24 protein-coding genes are annotated in these 25,266 nt (G+C 68.5%); 10 read left to right on the top strand and 14 right to left on the bottom strand.

Features of this window, described 5'->3' with window-relative positions:
• Positions 1 to 29: 29 nt before the first annotated feature.
• Entirely contained in the window at positions 30 to 2,834 is a 2,805-nt protein-coding gene (gene acnA / locus ACPCXD_RS18435) for an aconitate hydratase AcnA (RefSeq protein WP_423660686.1), read from the bottom strand.
• A gap of 342 nt (positions 2,835 to 3,176) precedes the next feature.
• On the opposite strand from acnA, the gene ACPCXD_RS18440 reads away from it, so the two are divergent.
• From ACPCXD_RS18440 to ACPCXD_RS18475, 8 genes are all read left to right on the top strand, one after another.
• Entirely contained in the window at positions 3,177 to 3,725 is a 549-nt protein-coding gene (locus tag ACPCXD_RS18440) for an Rv1476 family membrane protein (protein WP_202399684.1), read from the top strand.
• A gap of 359 nt (positions 3,726 to 4,084) precedes the next feature.
• The gene (locus tag ACPCXD_RS18445) at positions 4,085 to 6,016 is read left to right on the top strand and encodes an NlpC/P60 family protein (RefSeq protein ID WP_423660688.1); all 1,932 of its coding nucleotides are present in this window, start codon (positions 4,085 to 4,087) and stop codon (positions 6,014 to 6,016) included.
• A 171-nt stretch (positions 6,017 to 6,187) separates the two neighbouring features.
• The gene (locus tag ACPCXD_RS18450) at positions 6,188 to 7,549 is read left to right on the top strand and encodes an AAA family ATPase (RefSeq protein WP_423660690.1); all 1,362 of its coding nucleotides are present in this window, start codon (positions 6,188 to 6,190) and stop codon (positions 7,547 to 7,549) included.
• Complete coding sequence (locus ACPCXD_RS18455; RefSeq protein ID WP_120282469.1) at positions 7,546 to 8,505, top strand: DUF58 domain-containing protein; 960 nt, start codon at positions 7,546 to 7,548, stop codon at positions 8,503 to 8,505. Before ACPCXD_RS18450 ends, ACPCXD_RS18455 begins: the two co-directional genes overlap by 4 nt.
• Positions 8,502 to 9,482, top strand: coding sequence for a VWA domain-containing protein (locus tag ACPCXD_RS18460; protein ID WP_006551517.1), 981 nt, complete (start codon positions 8,502 to 8,504; stop codon positions 9,480 to 9,482). The genes ACPCXD_RS18455 and ACPCXD_RS18460 overlap by 4 nt, the downstream gene beginning before the upstream one ends.
• Positions 9,483 to 9,547: 65 nt before the next feature.
• On the top strand, positions 9,548 to 10,297 hold the full coding sequence (gene fabG1, locus ACPCXD_RS18465; protein ID WP_016694070.1) for a 3-oxoacyl-ACP reductase FabG1: 750 nt from the start codon (positions 9,548 to 9,550) through the stop codon (positions 10,295 to 10,297).
• A gap of 46 nt (positions 10,298 to 10,343) precedes the next feature.
• Positions 10,344 to 11,150: an NADH-dependent enoyl-ACP reductase InhA gene (gene inhA, locus ACPCXD_RS18470; RefSeq protein ID WP_160875048.1), complete on the top strand. Its 807-nt coding sequence runs from the start codon at positions 10,344 to 10,346 to the stop codon at positions 11,148 to 11,150.
• 22 nt (positions 11,151 to 11,172) lie between these two features.
• Entirely contained in the window at positions 11,173 to 12,249 is a 1,077-nt protein-coding gene (locus ACPCXD_RS18475; protein WP_160875050.1) for a ferrochelatase, read from the top strand.
• Between the two features lie 13 nt (positions 12,250 to 12,262).
• On the opposite strand, the gene ACPCXD_RS18480 is transcribed toward ACPCXD_RS18475, so the two are convergent.
• Positions 12,263 to 12,943: a winged helix-turn-helix transcriptional regulator gene (locus ACPCXD_RS18480; protein ID WP_160875052.1), complete on the bottom strand. Its 681-nt coding sequence runs from the start codon at positions 12,941 to 12,943 to the stop codon at positions 12,263 to 12,265.
• Positions 12,944 to 13,112: 169 nt separating this feature from the next.
• Between ACPCXD_RS18480 and ACPCXD_RS18485 the strand changes: the two genes are divergently transcribed.
• Positions 13,113 to 13,940, top strand: a complete 828-nt coding sequence (locus ACPCXD_RS18485) for a class I SAM-dependent methyltransferase (protein WP_423660694.1) — start codon at positions 13,113 to 13,115, stop codon at positions 13,938 to 13,940.
• A gap of 34 nt (positions 13,941 to 13,974) precedes the next feature.
• On the opposite strand, the gene ACPCXD_RS18490 is transcribed toward ACPCXD_RS18485, so the two are convergent.
• Complete coding sequence (locus ACPCXD_RS18490) at positions 13,975 to 14,784, bottom strand: Rv1486c family protein (protein ID WP_160875056.1); 810 nt, start codon at positions 14,782 to 14,784, stop codon at positions 13,975 to 13,977.
• An 82-nt stretch (positions 14,785 to 14,866) separates the two neighbouring features.
• On the opposite strand from ACPCXD_RS18490, the gene ACPCXD_RS18495 reads away from it, so the two are divergent.
• Entirely contained in the window at positions 14,867 to 15,700 is an 834-nt protein-coding gene (locus ACPCXD_RS18495) for a DUF3097 domain-containing protein (RefSeq protein ID WP_423660696.1), read from the top strand.
• A gap of 12 nt (positions 15,701 to 15,712) precedes the next feature.
• On the opposite strand, the gene ACPCXD_RS18500 is transcribed toward ACPCXD_RS18495, so the two are convergent.
• The 11 genes from ACPCXD_RS18500 to ACPCXD_RS18550 form a co-directional block, all read right to left on the bottom strand.
• Entirely contained in the window at positions 15,713 to 16,408 is a 696-nt protein-coding gene (locus ACPCXD_RS18500; RefSeq protein ID WP_423660698.1) for a hypothetical protein, read from the bottom strand.
• A complete protein-coding gene (locus ACPCXD_RS18505) occupies positions 16,405 to 17,355 on the bottom strand; it encodes an MlaD family protein (protein ID WP_160875062.1) in 951 nt (316 codons plus the stop codon). The genes ACPCXD_RS18500 and ACPCXD_RS18505 overlap by 4 nt, the downstream gene beginning before the upstream one ends.
• A complete protein-coding gene (locus tag ACPCXD_RS18510; protein WP_160875064.1) occupies positions 17,352 to 18,380 on the bottom strand; it encodes an MlaD family protein in 1,029 nt (342 codons plus the stop codon). The genes ACPCXD_RS18505 and ACPCXD_RS18510 overlap by 4 nt, the downstream gene beginning before the upstream one ends.
• On the bottom strand, positions 18,377 to 19,477 hold the full coding sequence (locus ACPCXD_RS18515) for an MCE family protein (protein WP_423660701.1): 1,101 nt from the start codon (positions 19,475 to 19,477) through the stop codon (positions 18,377 to 18,379). The genes ACPCXD_RS18510 and ACPCXD_RS18515 overlap by 4 nt, the downstream gene beginning before the upstream one ends.
• A 1-nt stretch (position 19,478) precedes the next feature.
• Positions 19,479 to 20,495 carry an MlaD family protein gene (locus tag ACPCXD_RS18520; RefSeq protein ID WP_423660703.1) on the bottom strand — a complete coding sequence of 339 codons (1,017 nt, stop codon included), beginning with the start codon at positions 20,493 to 20,495 and terminating at the stop codon, positions 19,479 to 19,481.
• A complete protein-coding gene (locus ACPCXD_RS18525; protein WP_229568049.1) occupies positions 20,495 to 21,532 on the bottom strand; it encodes an MlaD family protein in 1,038 nt (345 codons plus the stop codon). The genes ACPCXD_RS18520 and ACPCXD_RS18525 overlap by 1 nt, the downstream gene beginning before the upstream one ends.
• Positions 21,529 to 22,545: an MlaD family protein gene (locus ACPCXD_RS18530; protein WP_160875072.1), complete on the bottom strand. Its 1,017-nt coding sequence runs from the start codon at positions 22,543 to 22,545 to the stop codon at positions 21,529 to 21,531. The genes ACPCXD_RS18525 and ACPCXD_RS18530 overlap by 4 nt, the downstream gene beginning before the upstream one ends.
• Positions 22,546 to 22,552: 7 nt before the next feature.
• On the bottom strand, positions 22,553 to 23,437 hold the full coding sequence (locus ACPCXD_RS18535) for an ABC transporter permease (protein WP_060653283.1): 885 nt from the start codon (positions 23,435 to 23,437) through the stop codon (positions 22,553 to 22,555).
• Complete coding sequence (locus tag ACPCXD_RS18540) at positions 23,437 to 24,282, bottom strand: MlaE family ABC transporter permease (protein ID WP_202399687.1); 846 nt, start codon at positions 24,280 to 24,282, stop codon at positions 23,437 to 23,439. The genes ACPCXD_RS18535 and ACPCXD_RS18540 overlap by 1 nt, the downstream gene beginning before the upstream one ends.
• Positions 24,283 to 24,477: 195 nt before the next feature.
• On the bottom strand, positions 24,478 to 24,816 hold the full coding sequence (locus ACPCXD_RS18545) for an oxygenase MpaB family protein (RefSeq protein ID WP_423660706.1): 339 nt from the start codon (positions 24,814 to 24,816) through the stop codon (positions 24,478 to 24,480).
• Positions 24,702 to 25,229 (bottom strand): oxygenase MpaB family protein, encoded by a 528-nt coding sequence (locus ACPCXD_RS18550; protein WP_145691704.1) that lies wholly within the window; start codon positions 25,227 to 25,229, stop codon positions 24,702 to 24,704. The genes ACPCXD_RS18545 and ACPCXD_RS18550 overlap by 115 nt, the downstream gene beginning before the upstream one ends.
• Positions 25,230 to 25,266: the final 37 nt, after the last annotated feature.

The following is a 25,266-nucleotide window of genomic DNA, read 5'->3' on the forward strand; positions in this document are numbered from 1 at the left end:
TGTGACCGATCGGGTCACGAGCACTGCTCTCAGCCGCGGATCATGTTCCGCAGCACGTACTGCAGGATGCCGCCGTTGCGGTAGTAGTCGGCCTCACCGGGGGTGTCGATGCGGACGACAGCGTCGAAGGTGACCTTCTCGCCGTTGTCCTTGGTCGCCGTGACCTTGACGGTCTTCGGCGTGACGCCCTCGTTGAGCTTCTCGATGCCCTCGATGTCGAAGACCTCGGTGCCGGTCAGGCCCAGCGACGCGGCCGACTCGCCCGCCGGGAACTGCAGCGGGATGACACCCATGCCGATGAGGTTCGAGCGGTGGATGCGCTCGAAGGACTCGGTGATGACGGCCTTGACGCCGAGCAGGCGGGTGCCCTTGGCGGCCCAGTCACGCGAGGAGCCCGAACCGTACTCCTTGCCACCGAGGACGACCAGCGGGATGCCGGCCTCCTGGTAGTTCTGCGAGGCGTCGTAGATGAACGCCTGCGGAGCACCGTCCTGGGTGAAGTCGCGGGTGTAACCACCGGAGACACCGTCGAGCAGCTGGTTCTGCAGACGGATGTTCGCGAAGGTGCCGCGGACCATGACCTCGTGGTTGCCACGACGCGAGCCGAGCGAGTTGTAGTCCTTGCGCTCGACACCGTGGGCGTCGAGGTACTGCGCGGCCGGGGTACCCGGCTTGATCGGACCGGCCGGGCTGATGTGGTCGGTGGTGACCGAATCGCCGAGCAGCGCGAGGACGCGAGCGCCCTTGATGTCGCTGACCGCGTCCGGCTCCATCGTCATGCCCTCGAAGTACGGAGCCTTGCGGACGTACGTCGAATCCTCGTCCCACGCGAAGGTGTCGCCCTCGGGGGTCTCGAGGTTCTGCCAGCGCTCGTCGCCCTTGAAGACGTCGGCGTAGGACTTGCGGAACATGTCCTGGTTGATCGCCGACTTGATGGTGTCGTCGATCTCCTGGGCGGAAGGCCAGATGTCCTTCAGGAAGACGTCGTTGCCGTCCTTGTCCTTGCCCAGCGCGTCGGTCTCGAAGTCGAAGTCCATCGTGCCCGCGAGCGCGTACGCGATGACCAGCGGCGGCGAGGCCAGGTAGTTCATCTTCACGTCGGGGGAGATACGACCCTCGAAGTTGCGGTTGCCGGAGAGCACCGCGGTGACCGAGAGGTCGTTGTCGTTGACGGCCTTCGAGATCTCCTCGGGCAGCGGGCCGGTGTTACCGATGCAGGTGGTGCAACCGAAGCCACCGAGGTAGAAGCCGAGCTTCTCGAGGTACGGCCACAGGCCGGCCTTCTCGTAGTAGTCGTTGACGACCTGCGAACCCGGAGCCATGTTGGTCTTGACCCACGGCTTGGTGGCCAGGCCCTTCTCGACCGCGTTGCGGGCGAGCAGCGCGGCGCCGAGCATGACCGACGGGTTGGAGGTGTTGGTGCAGGAGGTGATGCCCGCGACCACGACGGCGCCGTGGTCGAGGACGAACTCGCCGCGCTCCTCGGAGACGACCTTGACCGGCTTCGACGGACGTCCGTGGGCGCCGTTGGCAGCCGAGTGGACGTCGACGGCACCGTCGTCAGCGAAGGACAGCACGGCCGGGTCGGACGCCGGGAAGGTCTCCTCGACGGCCTCGTCGAGCTTGGTGTGCTCGGCCGGGAGGTTCTCCTCCACGTAGTTGTGGATGTCCTTGCGGAAGGCGACCTTCGACTCGGACAGCAGGATGCGGTCCTGCGGGCGCTTCGGGCCGGCGATCGACGGGACGACCGTCGACAGGTCGAGCTCGAGGTACTCGGAGAACTCGGGCTCGCGGCTCGGATCGTGCCACAGGCCCTGCTCCTTGGCGTACGCCTCGACGAGAGCGAGCTGCTCGTCGCTGCGGCCGGTCAGGCGCAGGTAGTTGATGGTCTCGCCGTCGATCGGGAAGATCGCTGCGGTCGAACCGAACTCGGGGCTCATGTTGCCGAGGGTCGCGCGGTTGGCGAGGGGGACCTCGGCCACGCCGGCGCCGTAGAACTCGACGAACTTGCCGACGACGCCGTGCTTGCGCAGCATGTCGGTGACGGTGAGCACGACGTCGGTCGCGGTCACGCCGGGCTGGATCTCACCGGTGAGCTTGAAGCCGACCACGCGCGGGATGAGCATGGAGACCGGCTGGCCGAGCATCGCGGCCTCGGCCTCGATGCCGCCGACGCCCCAGCCGAGCACGCCGAGGCCGTTGACCATCGTCGTGTGCGAGTCGGTGCCGACGCAGGTGTCGGGGTAGGCCTGCCCGTTGCGGACCATGACGGTCGGGGCGAGGTACTCGATGTTGACCTGGTGGACGATACCCATGCCCGGGGGGACGACGCGGAAGTCGTCGAAGGCGCCCTGGCCCCAGCGCAGGAACTGGTAGCGCTCGCCGTTGCGCTCGTACTCGAGGTCGACGTTGCGCTCGAGGGCGTCGGCGCGACCGAAGTAGTCGAGGATCACCGAGTGGTCGATGACCATGTCGGCGGGGGAGAGGGGGTTGACCTTGTTCGGGTCGCCGCCCAGGGTGGTCACGGCCTCACGCATGGTGGCGAGGTCGACGACACAGGGGACGCCCGTGAAGTCCTGCATGATCACGCGGGCGGGCGTGAACTGGATCTCGATGCTCGGGTCGGCGGAGGGATCCCAGTTGGCGATGGCCCGGATGTGATCGGCCGTGATGTTGGCACCGTCCTCGGTGCGCAGCAGGTTCTCGGCCAGGACCTTCAAAGAGTAAGGAAGTTTCTCGGTGCCGGGGACGGCCGACAGGCGGAAGATCTCGTAGGAGTTGTCTCCGACCTGCAGCGAACCCTTGGCGCCGAACGAATCACTACTGGTGCTCACGTCAGCTCCACTCGTCGTTTCGGCTGGCCGCCGACGGGGCTGTGTCGACGGCTGAAGCGAGGCACACGACGTCCGCTCGCGGCCCGTGGCCCGGATGCAGTAGTCGTGGCGTCTCGCACTCGATTCTAACAGTACGCTTGTCCTGTATTGAACCGAAGTCGGGTCCGTCGTGTCGACGAGGCGTCCCGCCGGCATCGGTCCTGCTCGCGACGAGTGCTTCGAGGCGCCGTCGCGCGATCGCGTAGTGTTCTCCCTTGCCGCACGGGTGTGGCGCTTCGTGTCGTCTCCGCGCGGCCGGATCGCCGTATCGCCCGGCTTCCGACCCTGCACCACCGGAGAGAGATGTCTGCGCCACTGCTTCGCATACCGGGCCCTGCGCTCACGGATCTTCCTACCGGGGTCTCGGTCGAAAAAGTGCTCGCCGATCTCGCCGACGACCAGGTGGCGGCGCCCTCGCAGTACGTCGACGACCTCGTCGCCGAGGTGCAGCGCGCGCAGGAGAACGGGATCGACCTCAGCGTGGTCGTGCTCGACCGGGACCCCCGTATGGATTCGCAGCTGCGCGACCTCGCGACGGAGGTCGGCGCCGAGGACGGCGGAACGGTGCTGGTCCTCAGCCCGGGATGGGTCGGGACGTTCAGCGAGGATCTCGACCGCGTCACTCTCGAGGCCGCCCAGGATCGCACCTACACCGGCGATCCGGTGGTCTCCACACGCAACTTCGTGGATTCGGTGCTCGAGCCGTCGCCGCCATGGACGCTGATGACGTTGCTGATCGTCGCGGTGGTCGCCCTCGCGGCGGGCGCGACCTATCTCGCCAAACGCCGCCGCGCGGACGGTGACGCGACCGTTGCCGGAGGTAACGGACCGTCATCGCCCAAGGACCTCTGAGGTCTCTTTCCCGTCACCCCGGAGAGGGAATACGAGCCTTCGGCGCCTCGATCGTGACGGAATCCGGCAGGGAAGATCGTTCGTTGTCCTCACGGTGTTCCTCGGTGCCCGCTCCGTGTTCTTTCGGAGTTCTTCCGGCCGATCTTCGTGACTGTCATGCGACATACCCCTGAGGTGTCGTACGGTTCTCATGACGCTCTTGGGGAAGGTGTGTCACAACCCGGCTCGTGGGGGCGCTGTCCGCAGCCGGTGTACGACTGCAGCGTGTGAGCCGTGGGGCACCCACGGCGAGCGGATGCTGCCTGCCTTCCTCGGGTCGTCCGGCCGGATGTCTCGGCCACCAGGTGCGACCGAGGGAGATGCACGTGAGACGGTTCGGTATCCACGGAGGGATTCCGCGACGGTCGGGGCCGGACGGCACCGCCACGACGCTCACTGCAGGCCGTCGACCCGACGGTCCGACGCCCGGTCGCACCCCGCGGACGCGCACCGGCACGCTCCTCGCCGGTTTGGGGTTGGTCACAGCCGTGCTCCTCACCGTGACCACGACGGCGTCCGCCGCACCGCCCCCGCCGCCGAACCCCTCAGACGCCGAGATCGACCGCGCAGGTGCGGCCGTCGCGGCCAACATCGACCGGGTCGGGCAGCTGATCGTCCGGATCGCCGACGCGGATCAGCAGCTCGCCGAGCTCGACGCGCAGGTCGCCATCCGCCGCGAGGACGTCAACCGCGCCCTCGTCGATCTCCAGAGCGCGCGCGACGCGGCGGATCTCGCCGAACGGGTGGTCGTGGATTCCCGCCGCGCACTCGACGACGCCGCCGACCGGATCGCCGCTGCCCAGAAGAATTTCGACGCGTTCGTCCGGGACAGCTACACCCGTGGCGCCAACTCGGTCTCCCTCGCGGCCTTCCTCGACGTCGACGGTCCCGACGATCTGCTCGACCGCGCCCAGGTCATGCGGTTGCTGTCCGCCGGGCGCACCGCGGTGCTCGATGCGCTCCAGCGCGCCCGGGCCCAGGAGGCCAACTCCCACTCGCGGGCACGCGCGGCCAAGCTCGAGGCCGACGCGGCGGCGGAAGCCGCCGAGCAGCGCAGGGCCGAGGCCGAGGCCGCGATCGCCGTCGCGCGAGCGGAACTCGGTCGGCAGGCTGCCGAGAAGTCGCGCATCGAGCAGGAACGTGCGAACGCGCAGAGCGAACTCGACCGGGCCCGCGTGAACGTTGCGGGCCTGGAAGGGCAACGCGCGCAGTACCAGGACTGGGAGCGTCGCCGCGCAGCCGAGGAAGCAGCTGCCGCGGCGGCCGCCGAGGCGGCACGGGTCGCGGCAGCCGAGGCAGCCGAGCGTGTCGCCGCCGACGCCGCAGCCCGGGAACGTGCGTCGGAACTGGCCAACGGCCGTCGCCCCCACACACTGATCGAGGAGTCTCCGTCGACCCGCGAGAGCGACGTCGCCGCACCGGGCGAGGTCACCACCGAATCCGGAGTGCCGGAGGGCAGTGACACCGCTACGAGTGGCACCGATACGAGTGGCACCGACACGGCTGCACCGGATTACACCGACGACGTCACCGTTCCGGACTACGGCGACCGTGGAAGCGTCCTGGACGACGTCCTCGAGGACACGGACAGCGGAACCGTCCCGGACGACACCGATGGTGGAACCGTCCCGGATGACACCGACAGCGGCACGATCCCCGACGAGGACGACGACGAGGACAGCGGCAGCGACGGTGGGATCGACTGGGAGAACCCGGATCCGGGCGACCCCGTCGTGGAGACCCCTGGTTCGGGGACCGGGGGATCGGGTTCCCGCCCCTCCACACCGAATTCGACGCCCAGCACCCCGTCGCGTCCGTCCGTCACCGGTCCCGCCGCGGTGGAGATCGTCATCGACCGCGCGATGTCCCAGATCGGCGTCCCGTACGCGTGGGGTGGTGGCAACGAGAACGGCCCGACCCGCGGTATCCGCGACGGCGGCGTCGCGGATGTCCACGGCGACTACGCCAAGGTCGGCTTCGACTGCTCCGGACTGATGATCTACGCGTTCGCGGGCATCGGCATCTCGCTCCCGCACTACACCGGCTACCAGTACACGGCCGGTACCCAGGTTCCGTCGTCGCAGATGAGACGGGGCGACATGATCTTCTACGGGCCCAACGCCAGCCAGCACGTCGCGCTGTATCTCGGCGACGGGCAGATGCTCGAGGCGCCGCAGTCGGGATCGTTCGTGAAGATCTCGCCGGTACGCTGGGGCGGCATGACACCGTACGTGGTGCGCATGGTGTCGTGAGGGCGAGGTTTGCCGCGGCCCTCGTACCACCGAGGACGGGTGCCATCCGGTCGTTTCCGGGTGCCGTCTCCCGGTCGGTGCAGGGGCGACGACACACCGAGCCGGCACCTGCAATAGTGGTGCAGCAGGTGTTTCCAGCGGAGCGACGTAGGCGAAAGCGGTGGATTGTTGGTGACCTCACGCGAGGGTGGGACGTCCGGTTCGGCAACGCCGGGCGACCAGGGCGGTAACGACGGACGCAAGAACAACCAGGCTGCGGCGGGTGCCGCGCCGGCGCCGAAGGCGGCCGGCGCGAACGGTCCTGCTCCGCAGGGGTCCGGCGCGAACGCTCAGCCGGCTCCGCAGGGGACCGGTGCGAACACTCAGCAGGCGGCCGGTACGAACACCCAGCCGGCAGCCGGCGCGAACATGCGGAAACCCGGCGACGCTCCTGCGAAGGCGTACGACCCGGCCGACGACGTCCGTCTCCTCGAACGGGCCATCTACGAGGTCAAGCGCGTGATCGTCGGCCAGGACCTGCTGGTCGAGCGGATGCTGGTCGGTGTGCTCGCGCGCGGGCACGTGCTGCTCGAAGGCGTTCCCGGTGTCGCGAAGACGCTGGCCGTCGAGACCTTCGCGAAGGTCGTCGGTGGGTCGTTCTCCCGCGTGCAGTTCACTCCCGACCTCGTGCCGACCGACCTCGTCGGTACCCGCATCTATCGGCAGGGACGCGAGGAGTTCGACACCGAACTCGGACCGGTCGTCGCGAACTTCGTGCTCGCCGACGAGATCAACCGCGCCCCGGCGAAGGTGCAATCGGCGCTGCTCGAGGTGATGGCCGAACGCCACGTCACCATCGGTGGCAGGACCTTCCCGATGCCCGAGCCGTTCCTCGTGATGGCGACGCAGAACCCCATCGAGAACGAGGGCGTCTACCCGCTCCCGGAAGCACAGCGCGACCGCTTCCTGTTCAAGGTCCTTGTCGACTACCCGACGGTGGAGGAAGAACGCGAGATCGTCTACCGAATGGGTGTCGCCGCTCCCGAACCGAAGCAGGTGCTCGACAACGAGCAGCTCCTGCGCCTGCAGAAGATCGCCGGACGTGTGTTCGTGCACCACGCGCTCGTCGACTACGTGGTGCGGGTCATCTTCGCGACGCGTCGGCCCGCCGAACTCGGCCTGCACGATGTGCAGGGCTGGATCGCCTACGGCGCCTCGCCCCGCGCGACGCTCGGCATCATCTCCTCGGCGCGTGCCCTGGCGCTCGTGCGCGGTCGCGACTACGTGGTACCGCAGGACATCGTCGACGTCATCCCCGATGTGCTCCGCCATCGCCTGGTGCTGTCCTACGACGCGCTCGCGGACGACGTCTCCCCGGACCAGATCATCACCCGCATCCTGCAGACGGTGGGTCTTCCGCAGGTCGCGCCCCAGGCGAACGCACCCGTGCCGACCGCGACCCCCGGCCCGGCGCCCGCCGATCCGCGGACCGTTGCCGGTCAGCAGGCGCCCGTCGGTGCACCCGGTCCGCAGGGAGGTGCGGGCGCGCGGTGAGCACACGTCCTCACGACGGGTCGCCACCGCGGTTCCGGTCCGGTGAACTGCGCGATCCCGCGCTCACCGCCGCGCTCCGCACCCTCGAGCTCACCGTGCGGCGCCGTCTCGACGGCGTCCTGCACGGCGACCACCTCGGTCTGATCCCGGGCCCGGGTTCCGAACCGGGGGACGCCCGCGAGTACCAGCCGGGCGACGACGTGCGGCAGATGGACTGGTCGGTCACTGCGCGCACGACGCACCCGCACGTGCGGCAGACCGTCGCCGACCGGGAACTCGAGACGTGGCTCGCGGTCGACCTGTCGGCCAGCCTGGACTTCGGTACCGGTATGTGCGAGAAGCGCGACCTGGCGATCGCAGCGGTGGCCGCGCTCGCGCATCTGACCACCGGTGGCGGGAATCGGATCGGTGCGGTGATCTCCACCGGCAACGAGACCGTCCGCGTCCCCGCGCGTGGTGGGCGGCTGCACGCCCAGTCGTTGCTGCGTACCGTCGCGACCACCCCGCATGCACCCGACGGGACCCGCGGCGATCTCCAAGGCCTCGTCGAGTCGCTGCGACGCCCCCAGCGCCGCCGCGGTCTGGCCGTCGTGGTGAGCGATTTTCTGGGTCCGCTCGACTGGGAGCGCTCCCTGCGGGCGCTGTCCGGCCGGCACGAACTGCTCGCCGTCGAGATCATCGATCGCCGCGACCTCGAACTGCCCGATCTGGGCGACGTGGTGCTGCACGACCCGGAGACGGGCCGCACCCGCGAATTCACGACCACTCCCGAACTGCGGGCCGACTACGCGCAGGCGGCCGCGGAGCATCGCGCGGCCGTGCACCAGGCACTGCGCAGTTCCGGTGCACCCGTGCTGACGCTGCGTACCGACCGCGACTGGATCGGCGACGTCGTGCGGTTCGTCGCGGCCCGGCGGCACAGCTTCGGCGCACCCGCACGGCAGGGGGGACGATGAGCCTGTCCGGTTTCACTTCACCGTGGTGGTTGCTGCTGCTGTTCGTCGTCGCCGCCCTCGGCGGTGCGTACGTGCTGGTCCAGCGCCGGCGCCAGACGAACACGCTGCGCTTCACCAATCTCGAGCTGCTCGAGAAGGTCGCGCCCGCCCGCCCGGGACGCGCTCGGCACATTCCCGTCGCACTGTTGCTCGTCGGCCTCGTCTTCCTCACCGTGGCGCTCGCCGGCCCGACCGCCGAACAGCGGGTGCCGCGCAACCGGGCCACGGTCGTGCTCGTCATCGACGTGTCGTTGTCGATGGAGGCCACGGACGTCGCACCCACGCGACTCGCCGCCGCTCAGGAGGCGGCCAAGCAGTTCGCCGACGACCTGACACCCGGCATCAACCTCGGTCTCGTCGCGTTCTCGGGTACCGCCTCGGTCCTGGTCTCGCCGACCACCAACCGGGAGGCGAGCAAGTCCGCGATCGACAACCTGCAGCTCAGCGAGCGCACCGCGACCGGCGAGGCGATCTTCACGGCGATGCAGTCGATCGACACGCTCGCCGCCGTGCTCGGCGGTAGCGACCAGGCGCCGCCCGCGCGGATCGTGCTCTTGTCCGACGGCAAGCAGACCGTCCCCGAGAGTCCCGACGATCCTCGCGGGGGGTTCACCGCGGCGCGACAGGCGGCGGAGAAGGGAATCCCGGTCTCGACCATCTCGTTCGGCACGCAGACGGGCACCGTCACCATCGAGGACGATCGGATCCCCGTGCCCGTCGACGACCCGTCGCTCAAGGAGATCGCCAATCTCTCGGGTGGGAGCTTCTTCACGGCGGCGAGCCTCGAGGAACTCGAGGACGCCTACAACACGCTCGAGGAGCAGATCGGCTTCGAGACGACCCGCGGCGACGCCAGTCGTCCGTGGCTCATGCTCGGAGCGCTCTCGGTGATCGCGGGGCTCGGCGCGGCGATGGTGTTGCGCCAACGGCTGCCCTGATCCACCTTGTGCACGCTCACGGAGCGTTTTCCGTCCCGGACAGGCCACCAGATAGGTTGGAATGCATGACTGACGCAGATAGTGCCGCAGCGTCCACGCGCGCGGGTGTCACCCCCCGATCCGTCCTCGTCACCGGTGGAAACCGCGGGATCGGCCTCGCCGTCGCCCGTCGCCTGCAGGCCGACGGCCACAAGGTCGCCGTGACCCACCGCGGTTCGGGCGCGCCCGACGGCCTGTTCGGTGTACGGTGCGACGTCACCGACGCAGACTCGGTCGACGCCGCGTTCAAGGAGGTCGAGGAGCATCAGGGACCCGTCGAGGTGCTCGTCGCGAATGCGGGCATCACCGACGACACCCTGCTGATGCGCATGACCGAGGACCAGTTCAGCTCGGTGATCGACGCGAACCTCACCGGCGCCTTCCGGTGCGCCAAGCGCGCCAACCGCGCGATGCTCCGTGCCCGCTGGGGCCGCATGATCTTCCTCGGCTCCGTGGTCGGCCTCGCCGGTCAGGCCGGTCAGATCAACTACGCGTCCTCGAAGGCCGGTGTCATCGGTCTCGCCCGCTCCGTCACCCGCGAACTCGGTTCGCGATCGATCACCGCCAACGTCGTCGCTCCCGGTTTCATCGAGACCGACATGACTGCGGATCTGTCCGACGACCTGCGCGACACCGCGAAGAAGTTCATCCCGCTGCAGCGACTCGGCAAGCCCGAGGACGTCGCAGCCGTCGTCAGCTTCCTGGCCTCCGACGACTCCGCCTACGTCTCCGGCGCCGTCATCCCGGTCGACGGCGGCATGGGCATGGGCCACTGACGGTCTCGCGACCACATCCGAATCTCACTGGAGGACCGACACACTCATGGGCGGACTGCTCGAGGGCAAGACCATTCTCGTCACCGGCATCATCACCGATGCCTCGATCGCCTTCCACACCGCGAAGGCCGCGCAGGAACAGGGCGCGAAGGTGATCATCACCGGCTTCGAGCGACTCCGGTTGATCGACCGGATCGCGCAGCGTCTCCCGCAGCCGGTGCCGCCGGCCATCAGCCTCGACGTGCAGAACCAGGATGATCTCGACGGTCTCGCCGACAAGATCCGCGAACTCGCACCGGAGGGGATCGACGGTGTCGTCCACTCCATCGGTTTCGCACCCCGGTCCTGCCTGGGCAGCCCGTTCCTCGACGCGCCGTGGACCGACGTCGCGGTGGCGCTCGAGGTGTCGGCCTACTCCTACGGCGCGCTCGCCAAGGCCGTCCTGCCCGTCATGAACGAGGGCGGTTCGATCGTCGGAATGGACTTCGACCCGTCCCGGGCCGTGCCGTTCTACAACTGGATGGGTGTCTCCAAGGCGACGCTCGAGTCGGTGAACCGCTACGTGGCCAAGGAGGTCGGCCCGCGCGGCATCCGTTCGAACCTCGTCGCCGCCGGCCCGATCAAGACGCTCGCGGCCAAGGCCATCGCGGGCGACGCGACCGGCCCGGGAGCGGAGATGAACCGCTTGAACGAGGGCTGGTCGGCCGCGTCCCCGATCGGCTGGGACGTCGACGACCCGACGCCTGTGGCGAAGACCGTGTGTGCGGTGCTGTCCGACTGGCTACCCGGGACAACGGGATCCATCGTCTACGTCGACGGTGGTTTCCATTCCCAGGTCGGCTTCGGCAGCTGACCGTACGACGGAAGGCACTTTCATGACGAACACTCCCGGGGCGTACGACGCGCTGATGCTGCTGTCGTTCGGCGGACCGGAAGGACCCGACGACGTGCGGCCGTTCCTCGAGAACGTCACCCGCGGACGGGGGATCCCACCGGAACGACTCGACGAGGTTGCGCAGCACTATCTGCACTTCGGGGGTGTCTCGCCGATCAACGCCCTGAACCGGGCGATCATCGACGCCGTCCGCGCCGAGTTCGACGCGCACGGTATCGATCTGCCGATCTATTTCGGCAACCGCAACTGGCATCCCATGGTCGAGGACACCGTCGCGCGGATGCGCGACGACGGGATCCGCAACGCCCTGGTGTTCGCGACCTCCGCCTGGGGCGGCTACTCGGGATGCCGGCAGTACCACGAGGACATCGCGCGGGCACGGGACGCCGTCGAGAACGCCCCGCAGTTGACGAAGCTGCGGCACTTCTACGACCACCCGCTGTTCCTCGACGCCGTCACCGACGCCGTGCGCGCCGCCCGCGTCGAACTCGCCGACGACGTGCGCGATTCCGCGCGCGTGGTGTTCACCGCGCACTCCGTTCCGAACTCCTTCGACGCGACCGGTGGTCCGCCGGAGGAGGGTGGGCATCTCTACAGCCGGCAGGTGGCCGAAGCGGCGCGGTTGGTGGCCGAGGCGCTCGGCGAGGACGACTACGACCTGGTGTGGCAGTCGCGGTCCGGTCCGCCACAGGTGCCGTGGCTCGAACCCGACATCGTCGACCACATCGACGCCCTGCACGAACGGGGAGTCCGCGCCGTCGTGGTCGTGCCGGTCGGGTTCGTCTCCGATCATCTCGAGGTCGTGTGGGATCTCGACACCGAGGCTCGCGACCGGGCCGCTGAGCTGGGCATGGGCTTCTCTCGTGCGGCGACGGCCGGTACCGACCCGCGCTTCGCGCAACTCGTCCGCGAACTCGTCGAGGAACAGCGGGACGGGATCACCGCCCGTCGCTGCGGCACCGAACCGCTGCTCGGGGCCGCGTGCAACGGGAGCCTGTGCGCCGTCGGGTGCTGCGAGCCGCCGAAACGCCCGTCCCGTCCCGCCGCGAACGGATAGATCCCTCCGCGCCTCACCGGGCGGCGTGCCCGACCGGTGAGGCCAGAGGGGAGTCGAACCAGCGCGGCAGCGACCGGCGCAGGGCGCTCGGACCGTCGACGACCACGGCGCCCGAGCGCAATGCGTCCGGCCAGGTCGCTTCGCCACGCCAGATCTCGGTCAGCTCCCGCAGTCCCGTCGTCACCCGGATCGAGACCTCGAAGCCCGAGTCCTCGTCACACACGTCGACGTCGTGCGGCGTGATGACCATCCACCACCGGCGCGACGCGTGGGTGACCGTCGGGAAGGCGAACTCCACGACCACCCGGGATTCCGGCAGGGCCGCATGGTCGACGTGCCGGTGCATGTCCCACATCAGCAGTCGCGGATCGAGGTCGACGTCACCGAGTTTCCCGGTCCACCGCGTGCCCCACGCACCGAGTGCGTCGACGACGGTCTCGAGATCGCGTCCCGCCGGGGTGAGCACGTACCGGACGTCGTTTCCGTCCTCGAGACGCCGCACGATTCCCGCCGCCGTGAGCTGGTGCAACCGCTTCGACAGCAGCGTCGGCGACATGCGGGGCAGGCCGCGCCGGAGATCGTTGAACCGTTCGCTGCCGAGCACGAGTTCGCGCACCACGAGCAGCGTCCACCTCTCGTCGAACAGTTCCATCGCCTTCGCGACGGGACAGAACTGGTGGTAGGGCGGGCCCATGATCGGATCCTAGGCCGGTCGGACCGCCGCGACCAGCACGAATGTGTGGCGGTGCAGTACAGATTGTGTACTGGAGGACACCGCGTCCGCGTTCCTACAGTCGATCTGTGACCCGGGCCGCCTCCGGGACGGCGCCGAAGCCGGGTCCCTCGACAGGAGGAATCCTCTGATGACCGACATCTCCACGACACACGACGCCGATCTCGCCCTGAAGGCCAAGCACCGGGCGATGTGGGCACTCGGCAACTATCCGGCGGTGGCGACCGAGGTCATCGCCGAACTCGGCCCCGCTCTCGTGGCCGCGACCGGAATCGGTCCGGGCGACCGCGTCCTGGACATCGCCGCCGGATCGGGCAACGCGTCGATCCCCGCCGCGCTCACCGGTGCGACGGTGCTCGCGACCGACCTGACCCCGGAACTGTTCGAGGTGGGCCGTCGTGACGCCGACGCGGCAGGTGCGACGCTCGACTGGCAGGAAGCCGACGCCGAAGCACTCCCGTTCGACGATGCGAGCTTCGATGCCGTGATCTCTTGCGTGGGAGTGATGTTCGCGCCCCACCACCGGGCCGCTGCCGACGAACTGCTCCGGGTGACCCGGCCGGGCGGACGTATCGGCCTCCTGAGCTGGACCCCCACCGGCTTCATCGGGCAGATGTTCGCGACGATGAAACCGTATGCGCCACCGCCCCCGCCGGGCGCACAGCCGCCGCTGTGGGGCGACGAGGTGCACGTGCGCGAGTTGATCGGCGACCGCGTCACCGACCTGCAGGCACGCACCGACAATCTGCGCGTCGAACGGTTCGCGACCGGGGAGGACTTCCGCGAGTTCTTCAAGTCCGCCTACGGTCCCACCATCGCGGTGTACCGCAACATTGCGGACGACCACGAACGGGTCGCGGCTCTCGATCTCGATCTGCTCGAACTCGCCCAGCGTCACGATCTCGGTGGGGGAGCGATGAATTGGGAGTACCTGTTGGTCACCGCGCAACGAGGTTGACGCGCACTGGAGTCGACGCGCACTGCCGGCGCGGTCAGTGATGGTGCTCGGCCCGCAGAGCCGCCGCGACTGCACCGGTGCGGGCCTCGCGGACCGCGGCCCACAGCGGCTGCAGCGCGCCCTCGCGACCGGTGGCGGCGGACACCGAACCGGCCCGCAGGCCCCCTCCGCGACCGGCCACGGTGAGAATCGCCGCGACCTGGTCGGCGGTGTCGAGGACGCGCACGGCACGTGCGGGCAGGGACGGGGGATAGCGGTGCCGGGCGAGTTCGGCGATCTCCTCGGCGATCTCCGTCCGCGGATCGGCGCGGCGCCCGTCGGTGCCCACCGTCGGGATTCCGCTCAATGCGGAGGCGGCATCACGTACCGCCTCGCGAATCGCGAACTCGGCCGCACCGAGACCACCATCGACGGCGATCTCGGGGACCGCCGGCAGTGTGAAGACGTTCCATTGCAGCACGTCCGGACCCTCGATCACGGGCACCAGGCCCAACCCCGGTGCACCGGGCGCTCCCACGACGACGCCTTCACCGGCCGCGAGCGCCGCGGAGGCGAACGCTGTACCTGCAGGCAGCGCGCGGACGTCGCCCGGGGCGGGAAGGACGAGATGCAGACCCGCGCCGGCTGCGGTGTCGACGCGGCGGATCAGGGTGAGCAGCAGTGCGGCACCGTCGGCGACACCTCTGTCGGGCAGATCCGCCGCGGAGGCCGTCGCCGCATCGTGGGCACCCACGAGATGCATCGGCGCCCATTCGTGCAGCGCGTCGATCACATCGTCGGGGGAGGCGTGACCGGACAGCCACGACCCCGCCCACACGGTCAGCGTCAGGCTCGGAGAACTCACCCCGAAAGCATACGGCGACCGCGCACGGCGGTCCGGCGTGGCAGCGCGAGCGGTCCCGCGCGATGTCCTAGGGTCGACTGGCGTGAGCCCACGCGATATCTACGGCGGCGACATCTATGCCGGTCACGCCCGCACCAAGAAGAAGGCCGTTCCCGAACTCGCAGCGGAGCGCGGCGTCGTCGTCGAGGACGCCGCATCCGGCTGGTGCGGCGCGATCGTGGGGATCGAGAAGACCTACGACGGCGACTTCGTGCGGCTCGAGGACGCGCAGGGACGCACCCGCCTGTTTGCGATGCGCCCCGCCGCGTTCCTGGTCGACGGAGCATCCGTCACCCTCGTCAAGCCGAAGATCCGTCCCGCCTCCGCACCGACGAGATCCGCTTCGGGGTCCACCCGGGTGGAGGGTCTGCGCGCACGCGTGGCGCGGGGGAGCCGGGTCTGGGTGGAGGGCGTGCACGACGCCGCCCTCGTCGAACGGGTGTGGGGGCACGATCTGCGGGTCGAGGGTGTGGTCGTCGAACAGCTCGAGGGCCTCGACAATCTGGGTGCCCGGCTGGCCGAGTTCGATCCCGGCCCGGGCCGGCGGGTCGGTGTGCTCGCCGACCACCTCGTCACCGGATCCAAGGAGGAGCGTCTCACCGCGAATCTCGGTTCGCACGTGATGGTCACCGGTCATCCCTACATCGACGTGTGGCAGGCGGTGAAACCGAAGGCCGTGGGCATCGACGCCTGGCCCACCATCCCGCGCGGGCAGGACTGGAAGACCGGCGTCTGTCGTGAACTGGGCTGGGGCACCCCGCAGGACGGCTGGCGGCGCGTCTACAACGCCGTGAATTCGTTCCGCGATCTCGAATCGCACCTCATCGGCGCCGTCGAGCGCCTCGTCGACTTCGTCACCGAACCCGAGGAGGGCTGACCGACCGGAACCTCAGCGGCCCCCGTCCGCCGGCGCCGGCGCAGGTTCCGGCTCCCCGGTGCCGCCCGGCAGGCCGGTGCCCACGCCGCCGACGTCGGTGATGGTCCAGTCCGATGCGCGGTCCATCGTCACCGTGTAGGTCGCGGTGGCGGCGACACCGTCGGGTGTCTGCTTGCTCTTCGAGATCATGTCGACGAAGACCTGCACGACGAAAGTGTCGCCGTCGTTGCTCGCCACTTCGGCGGCGAGCAACCGGGCGTCGGCGGTGTACTCCATCTGCGTCAGCCACGGAGCCACGACGTCCACGGCCCCTTCGAGTTTCGGTGCGAGTTGTCCGCTGACGCCGTCGGTGAGCGCCGCCCGCCAGGCGTCGAGGTCACGGAAGTCGACCTCGGAGACACTCAGTGCGTAGTCGGAGGCGACGGCCTCGGCCTCGGCCTCGGTGTCGAGCCGGCTCTGCAGGGCCTGCAGTTGCTCGGACGAGTCGTCGGTCGCCCACAGCACCCCGAAGGTCACCGCGGCGACGACGGCGAGCACCGTGACGACCGCGAGTGCGCGCACCGACGACCACCACGGACCGCGACTTCCCGCCTCGGTGGCAGTGGCGGTAGGGGCGGAGACGGCCGGTTCCTGTTCGGGGACCCCGATGGTCGAGGGCCCGGTGTTCGAAGCTCCGGTGTTCGACATGACGATTTCTTCCTTCTTCATCGGGGTACGTTCACGGTGAATCGGACACTGTCGCCCGGCATGGTCGCGATGGCCTGTTCGAGCAGGGTACCGAGATCCATCCGGCCCACCACGGAACCGGTGGCCTGGGTCACCGGGCGGAGCGCGACACCGATCGCGCCGAGTTCGGGTGCGAACCTTCTGAGGAAGTCGGCGAGTTCGATCTCCTCCTCGCGCCACGAGCCGAGGATCTCCTCACCCTTCAGTACCGAGGACCCCTCGAAGAGGTACTCGTACGAGATACCGAGGGTCTCCCCGAACTGGTCCAGCATGGGCGGCGCCGCGACCATCGCGGGCCTCACCCAGTCGACGTCACCCATCATCCACATCAGGTCGCTCAGTACCGTTTCCAGCGATCCCTCGTGCCGGGTCAGGGTCGACAGCAGCAGCTCGGCGCCACGACCTGCCGCGGGCATGGTCTCCTCGAGACCCGCAACCGATTCGGTGAACGTCGCGACGAGTTCGTTCAGCGATTCGGCGTCTGTCTGTTCGAGCAGCTCCGAAGTGGTGGCGAGGAGATCGGGGACCGAGGTGGGCAGTTCGACGACCTCGGTCAGGTGGGCGCCGTCCTCGAGATAGGGCCCTTGTGTCGAGGCAGGGAGGAACGAGAACACCGGTTCGCCCAGCGACGACAGGTTCTCGACGCGCATGGTGCTGTCGACGGGAATGCGGTGTTCGGCCTCGTAGGAGATGTTCATGCGGACGAAACCGTCGAGGTTCTCCATGCCGTCGACCCGTCCGATGTTCACCCCGCGGTAGACGACGCTCGATCCGGTGCGCAGTCCTGCCGCGTCGCGCATGTCCACCACGGCGTGGGCGCGGCGCTGGGTCGGATCGATCTGCAGCACACCGACGACGAGATACAAGGTGCCCAGGATCATCACGAGGGCCAGGGCGAGTGCGGACATCCAGGCCGGAATTCGGGTCACGGGATCGCTCCGATCATGCGCAGGAGAACCAGTCCGTCGGCCGCCGGACTCCCCTTGTTACCGGCGATGGTCACCTCACGGATGTCGATGCCGGGTTCGAGCAGGAAGGGGACGAGCTTCTCGTCGACGAGCTCCACGAGTTCTGCTGCGTTGCCGCGCAGTTCGGTGGCGTTCGGCGACGGTTCGCGCAGCAGCGGAGTGAGGATCTCGAGGTTGTCGTTGATGCGCGGGAGGCGGGGGATCAGCCATTCCAGGCCCGTGACCATGGTGTTCACGTCGATGACGATATTGAGCACGGCCTCCATGAAGTAGGGCACCCGGTCGAGACGCCGACGTGCGGTGTCGGAGAACAGGAACCCCACGTCGTCACGTGCGGCATCGAGACGCTGGGACAGGTCCTCCGTCGCGACGACGATGCGATCGATCTGGTCGAGGTTCGCCGCGGCCTCGCTCAGATCGTTGGAGACGACCGCCGACAACTCGCGGGTCTCCTCCGTGTCCTCGGGCAGCACGTCGTTCAGTCGCGCGAGCGAATCCTGCAGACGGGTCAGGCTTCCGCCGTTGACGAACATCGCGATCCGTTCGAGCATGTCCTCGATCTGCGGACCCGGATCCGTGTCTTGCAACGGGATCGTGTCGCCATCCTGCAAGGGCGCGCCGCTGCCGTCCTTCGGCGGGAGCAGAGCGATGTAGATGTCGCCCAGTACGGTGTTCTGCCGCAGTTCGGCGCGGGTGCCCGCCGGCACGACCACCGACTCACGCACGTCGATCCGGGCGACGGCGCTGTGCGGCTCGAGATCGATCGCCCGCAGGGTGCCGACGGAGATGCCCTCGGAGCGGACGTCCGCCCCGGCCGGCAGGCTCAGCAGCGATTCGAATTCGAGGTTCAGCCGGTAGGTCGGTCCGCGTACCCCGGAGCCGGGCAGCGCGTGGTCGCTGGGGTCGAAACTGCATCCGCACAATGCCACCAGAGCGGTGAGGACCGCACCGATGAGGATGCGGGACCGGAAGAACGAACGGGTCACGGCGTTGCTCCGATCGTCGACAGGACCAGCTGGGGCAGCGGCACCGACACCGAGCGGGAGGACACCACGGTGCAACTGTCGGGTGCGATCTGCTCGAGTGCCGTGCACGTCAGCGCAGCGTCGGGGGTCGGCACCTCGGCGCGGGCGGGGTCGAGTTCGACGGCGACCGACCCCGGGTGGGTCTGCACCATGGTCTCGAGCATCGTGATCGTGCCGGGAATGGTGGCGAGCAGTTCGCTCGAGCTCTCGGCCTGCGTGCGCAGCATCGTCAGCGTGGGCAGCGTCGAGTTCAGGGCGTTCATCAGGTACGGGAAGTGCTCGTTGAACAGCCGGTCGAGCGGTCCGACGGCCAGCGAGAGCTTCTCGACGAGAATCTTCGCGACGACGAGCATCTGCTCGATGCCGGCCAGACCCGGCGCGAACGTCTGGATGGTGGACTTGACGTTGTCCCAGTCCTCGGTGAGCAGGGTCGTCATCTCGGCCGAGTTGTCGAGGATCTGTCCCAGCTGGTCCATGAAGTTGTCGGGGGAGGAGAGCAGGTCTGCGAGGTCGCGCAGTTCGCGGTTGAGTGTCGGTCCCAGGTCCTCGAACTCGCGTCCGGCGTCCTTCAATGCGGTTTCGAGCGGCGCGGTCCCGTCGGGTCCGCGCTCGGTCATCTGCCGCACGAGTTCGGAGAACGATCCGAGCGCGTCCGACACGCTGACCGGGGTGCGGGTGTGCGCCGTGTCGATGCACGTCTCCCGCGACAGGGTCGGTCCCGGCCGGGGATCGGCGTCGACGAGTTCGAGTCTGCGGTCGGTGAGGATGGACGCGTTGGTGATCACCGCGCCGGTCTCGGCGGGAAGCTCGCGGTCACCGACGGTCATGTCGACGCGCACGCGCGCACCGTCGGGTTCGATCCGGTCCACGGTCCCGACCGAGATCCCGCGGATGGTGACCGGGGAACCGGGGTAGAGGCCGTAGGAGTCCTCGAAGTACGCGCAGATCGAGGTGTCGTCCCCCGAGGTCGCGGCGAAGGCGGTCGCGCCGGCCACGGCCAGCGCCACGACCGTCACCGCGGGAACGAGTCGTCGTGTAGTCGTCGTCAGTGTTCGCACGTCAGCACCGTGTTCCCGGCATCGGGAGACAGACGTCGGGTCGCTGGACCGTCAGTCCGCTCTGGTCGACAAGGGCCTGGCCTTCGGGACCGGCGACGGCCGCGAGTCCCGTGAGGGTGGCACGGAGGGATTCCGTCATCGACTCGACGGAGGCCGACAGTTCCGCACTGCTGTCGGCGGCTTCGACGAGATGCGGGATGATCGGTTCGACCTTTTCCTGGTACGGGCCGCTGAGGAAGTCGAACAGCAGCCCGGCGAGCCCGGAGAGCCCGTCGGCGAAGATCTTCACGTCCTGATGGGCCTCGACGATCTTGGGGCCGAGGATCGCGTAGCCGCGGATGATCTCGAGCGCGAGTTCCTTGTTGTCGTTGGCGGTGCGGAGATATTCGTTGGACAGCTCGAGCAGGCTTTCGATCTGGTCCTTCTGATTCGCGATGACGTCCATGACGGCTTCGAGATCGGTGACCGTGATCCGCACCGAATCCGGGGATTCGCCGAGCAGCGCAGCGGTCTTGTTCAGGGCGGTGCGCAGTGCCTGCGTGTCGAGTTCTTCCACCACCTCGGTGGCCTCCTCGAACATGTCGTTCACCAGGAACGGCAGTGCTGCGCGGTTCTCGGGGATCGGTTCGGTGAGCGGCTGCCGGCCGGCCGGGTGCACCGCGAGGTACAGGCCTCCGATGGGGGTGAGCATCCGCACCGACACGGAGGTCTGGTCGCCGACGAAATGCTCGGAGTCCACGGTGAACTCGACGTCGACGTGGTCGTCGGCGAGGTGCAGGCCGGTGACCGAACCGACCGGCACACCCGCGATGCGCACGTCGTCGCCCGCGGCGAGCCCCGCCGATTCCGGCAGTTCGAGGCGGTAGGTCGTCGAACCGACCGGTCGCAGATAGAGCACGAGGACGATGCCCGCGACGAGGGCGAGGACGATCAGACCCGACAGCGCCCACCACATCTGGGTGCGGGGATCGGCGTCCTCGGCGCCGAAGTCGAGTCGTCCGAACAGGCGGGTGCGCATCAGGCACCTCCGTTGCAGATGGTCAGGGGACGGCCCTGGAGCAGAATGTCGGCCTCGATCGGCAACTGCACCGCGCCGTTGCTGCACTGCCGGGACTCGTCCACGCGCGGCACCAGGGAGTTGATGCCCTCGAAGATCCCCGGCAGAACCGACAGGGTGTCGATGGCCGTCTGCGGATCCGGGATCACCTGGTCCACCCGGACGATGAAATCGTCGTTGCGTTCCAGGAATCCGTCGTGTTCGGCAGGCGCGCCGAGGCCCAGCTGGGAGAGCAGGTTCACCGTGCGGTCGACCTCCGCCATCTCGAGTGCACCGAGCTTGGTCAGGGACAGGAACTCGGTCATACGTGTCACCAGCGGGGTGAAGATCGAGTGGAAGACCTCGAGGATGTTCTCTAGGTTCGCGGACCGGCCTTCGAGTTGCTCGTTGAGGGCCGTGAAGTTGTCGAGCAGGGTGCTCATCAGGGCGCTGCGGTCCTCGGCGTAGCTCGCGAGCTCGGCGATGTCGCGCATCACCGGGGTCGGACTGGACTCGCTGCCCTCGATCAACGCGGCCACATTCGTGGCGAGCCGGTTGTAGACGGCCGGATCGGCTTCGCGCAGAAGCGGTTTGAGTCCGTTGAAGACCGTGGTGATGTCGAACGAGTCGACGGTGTTCACGACCAGCCCCGACGGATCGACCTCCTGACCGCCCTCCTCGCTGCGATCGAGTTCGAGATAGCGCTGGCCCGTGAGGTTCTGGAACTTGACGAGCAGCCGGTCCGACTCGCGCAGACGGTACTCCTCGAGCACCGTGAAGTCGACGAGCGCACGGTTGCCGTCGGACACCGAGATGTCGGTGACCTTGCCGATCTGTACGCCCCGCAGGCGCACATCGGCGTTCTCCTTGAGGCCGAAGACGTCACCGAACTGGGCCTTGTAGGCGACGGTCGATCCGCCGACGGGACGTTCGATCGCCTGCACGATCAGCACGATGATCAGGACGACGACGCCGGCGAGCAGGGCGAGCCGGACGGCTGCCTGGCGTGGAGTTCTCATCGGGTACCCCCGGTGGTCTCGAGCGGGACCCGGAAGGCCGGGAAGGTGTCGACGAGCACGTCCACCCCCAGGACCACCCGGTCGCCCTGGTGCTGCAGTGCGCCGTCGGCGCCGTCGACGAGCCGGTCGACCTGGTCGGGGGTGACCCCGCCCAGGCTCTGGTTCAGCGGGATCAGGATGTCGAGGAGCATGTCGACGGCAGACGAAGTGGGGCCGAGCGCGCCGACGATCTCACCCGAGAGTGCGAGCACCAGATGCGAGACCTCGGTGATCGTCTCGCTCGCCTGCTGCGTGCGGAAGTCGTCCTCGAGTTCCTCGACGGACGCGATGGCCGACAGAGTGTTCAGTGCCGACGGGGTGAACGCCGCGACACCTTCGGAGACATCCGCGAATTTCGGCAGCAACTCACTGAGCGGCTCGTTCTGGGTGCGGGCGATGTTGCGCATCACGAGCAGCGACGAGGCGAACAGCGGCGCCATCTGGTGGGTCAGTTCGGCGGCACTGTCGATCGAGTCCGACAGCTGTGGGGTGACCACGTCGAGCAGGAGACGACCGGAATCGCGCAGCACCGTGGTGACGGTGTAGTCCCCGACATCGCCGAGGGCGAGGGTGCTGCCGGCTCGGATCGGCTCGCCGCCCGGCATCGGGATGAGTTCGAGTGCGGTGGAGCCGAAGATGTTCGACGAGACGAAACGGGTGTGCATAGCCGTCGACAACTCGTCGACGTGCTCCTCGTCGACACTGAGCGTGACGATCTGTTGCTGTGGCCCCTGCGGTTCGACCTCGATCACCGATCCGATCGACATGCCCCGCAGACGCACGGCGGTGTCGGTGGAGACCCCGTCGCCGAGATTCGATGCGGTGACGGCGAACTGCACCTCACCGGAGCGGTCGGGCTGCGACGCCCACCAGGCCGCGGTGACGACGAGGGCGGCGGCGACCACGACGGCGAGCCCGCGGATCCGTAGTCCGCGGCGGCTGGGGCCGAAGCCCGAATACTGTGCTGCGCTCACTGATTCCTCACCCCGAGAAGCTGATCGTCGCGTCGAGGCCCCACATGACGAGCGTGAGCACCATGTCGGTGGTCACGATGAGCACGAGGCTCGCCCGGATGGCCCTGCCCGAGGCGATCCCGACCCCCTCGGGACCACCGCTCGCGTGATAGCCCTGGTAGGCGTGCACGAGCGTCACGACCAGGACGAACACGATCACCTTGACCAGTGAGTAGATCAGGTCGATCGGCTCGGTGAACATGTGGAAGTAGTGGTCGTAGGCGCCCGACCCCTGACCCTGCACCACGGTGACGGTCGCGCCGGTGGCGGCGAATCCGAGCGCGAGCGCGATCAGATAGGACGGGACGACGGCGCCGACGGCGGCGATGAGCCGGGTGGAGACGACGTAGGGGATCGAGTCGATGGCCTGGGCTTCGAGCGCGTCGATCTCCTCCGAGATCCGCATGGCGCCGACCTCGGCGGTGATGCGGCAGCCGGCCTGGGCGGCGAACCCGATCGCCGCGATGAGCGGTGCGAGCTCGCGTGGATTCGCCAGGGCCGACATGGCTCCGGTCAGTGGTCCCATTCCGAGCATGTCGAGGGCGGAGAAACCGACGAGGCCGACCATCGCCCCGGCGACGATGCCGAGGATGGCCAGCACCGGTGCGACGCCTCCGCCGACGATGACGGCGCGGCCGTTGCCCCACGTCAGGTCGGTGAAGATGGCGACGGTCTGGCGGCGGTTGCGGCGCAGGGCGTGGCCGATGCCGCGGAAGGAGACGACGACGAAGTGCAGGTAGAGCCCGAGGGATTCGATCGGGTTCCACGCCCGGCCGGCGTGGCGCGTCCACCGCAGACCGCGGGGACGATAGGGCGACGGCGTGGCAACGGATCCGCTGCGTGTGGCACTCATCAGAGGAACCTCATGGGGACGAACATCAGGACCACCTGGGTGATGAAGAGGTTGACGACCATGCAGGCGATGATGCTGAGCACCACGGCCGCATTGACGCTGTCCGCGACGCCCTTCGGGCCGCCCTTGGCCTCGAGGCCCCGTTGGCTGGAGATGATCGCCACCACGTAACCGAAGACCGCGGCCTTGAACAGGCAGACGATCAGGTCGGTGGTCGAGGCGAAACTGCCGAACGACAACCAGTACGAGCCGGGGGCGACTCCCTGGCCGAGCGAGGCCACGGCGAAGCTCGCAAGGATGCTCATGAGGATGATCAGCACCGACAACATCGGGGCGACGACGACCATCGCCAGGATGCGGGGGGAGACCAGCCTGCGCTGGGGGTCGATGCCGAGGGTGCGCAGCGCGTCGATCTCCTCCCGGATGGTGCGCGAGGCGAGGTCGGCCGAGATGGCCGAACCACCGGCACCACCGATGAGCAGGGCCGCGGCCAGGGGCGCGATCTGCTGCATCACTCCCATGCCGCCCACCGCGCCGGCCATCGAGTTGGCGCCGACGTTGTCGGTCATGCTGCCGACCTGGACGGCGATGACGACGCCGAGCGGCAGCGCCACCAGAACGGCGGGCACGGCCGAGACGGAGATGAAGAACCATCCTTGAACGATTGCCTCCCGCATCGGGAAACGACCGCGTGCGATGTCGACGATCAGGTATGCGGTGGAGCGGAACGCCAGACGGAGCGTGCGTCCGAATGTGCGTGTGGAGTCGGCGGTGCGTGTGACCACGGCACCTCCGAACGGCCGCTCGCCCCGGACGTCTGCGTCCGCGGGTCGCGAGGTCTTCATCGAGCCCCCTGATGAACTGACACTGAATCGAGTGGTACTGGGTGGAACCGGCACGGAAGCAACCGGATACCCGAGTCGGGTACTCGAAGGACTATCGACGACTGCAGCATCGGCTCGCGTCCGTGACGAGCGGACGCGTGTACGGGAGGTGACGACCGGTGGGTCGGACCTCCAGCGCGGCGCGGGCTTCCGGGATCATGCGCAGCGCTCGGGAACCAGCCGGGAGCCGACGCGCATGAGTGCGAGGATCGCTCGGAACTCACGTTCGCGGGCCGCGCTCCACGGCACTCCCCAGATCCGGCGGACGGATTCGAGGAATGCGCCGAACATCAACGTCATCACCGGCCGCCCCGTCAACTTCTCGAGGACGGCGGGAAGGGGCCGGGGGAGTGCGGCGAGCTTCGCCTCGAGGGTTGCGATCACGTCCTGTTCGTCGACGAGTTGCTGCATCCGCCGGGTTCCGGGCGACATCGCGAGCTTGTCGGCGACCCCCCGGTCGAGGTAGGCGCGAAGACCTGCCACGTCGTCCGGCATGTCCTGCTCACGAGCCCCGAACAGCACGCCGAGCCGGCAGCTCTCCCGGTAGAAGGCCCCACCTCCGGTGCGGGTCGCGGACCGAAGCAGACCTCGATCGCATAGATGAGCGATTCGATGGTGGTGAGGTGGACCCACGTCCACACGTCGCGGTTCCACGCGTGGAATCTCCGGCCTTCATGATCGAGCCCGGTGATGGGGCGGTGCATCTCCCGCAGTTCCCGCGCCGAATCGGCGACGTTCTCGGCGAAGTAGATGCGGTAGGTGTACGCGAGGGTGTTCTCCGCACGTACCGACGGCTCGGTGAACGACTTCGAATGTTGTTCGAGCGCAACCATGACGGTGGGGTAGGTGCCCTGGAGCGACAGCGCCCGGAACAGGAACATCGGCCAGATGCGGCGGTCTGCCAGCAACCGGACGAAGGTGCGGTCGGCGACGGGTACGTCGTCC

Source organism: Rhodococcus sp. AB351 (genome assembly GCF_049538275.1).
In the GTDB taxonomy this organism is placed as follows: Bacteria; Actinomycetota; Actinomycetes; order Mycobacteriales; family Mycobacteriaceae; genus Rhodococcus.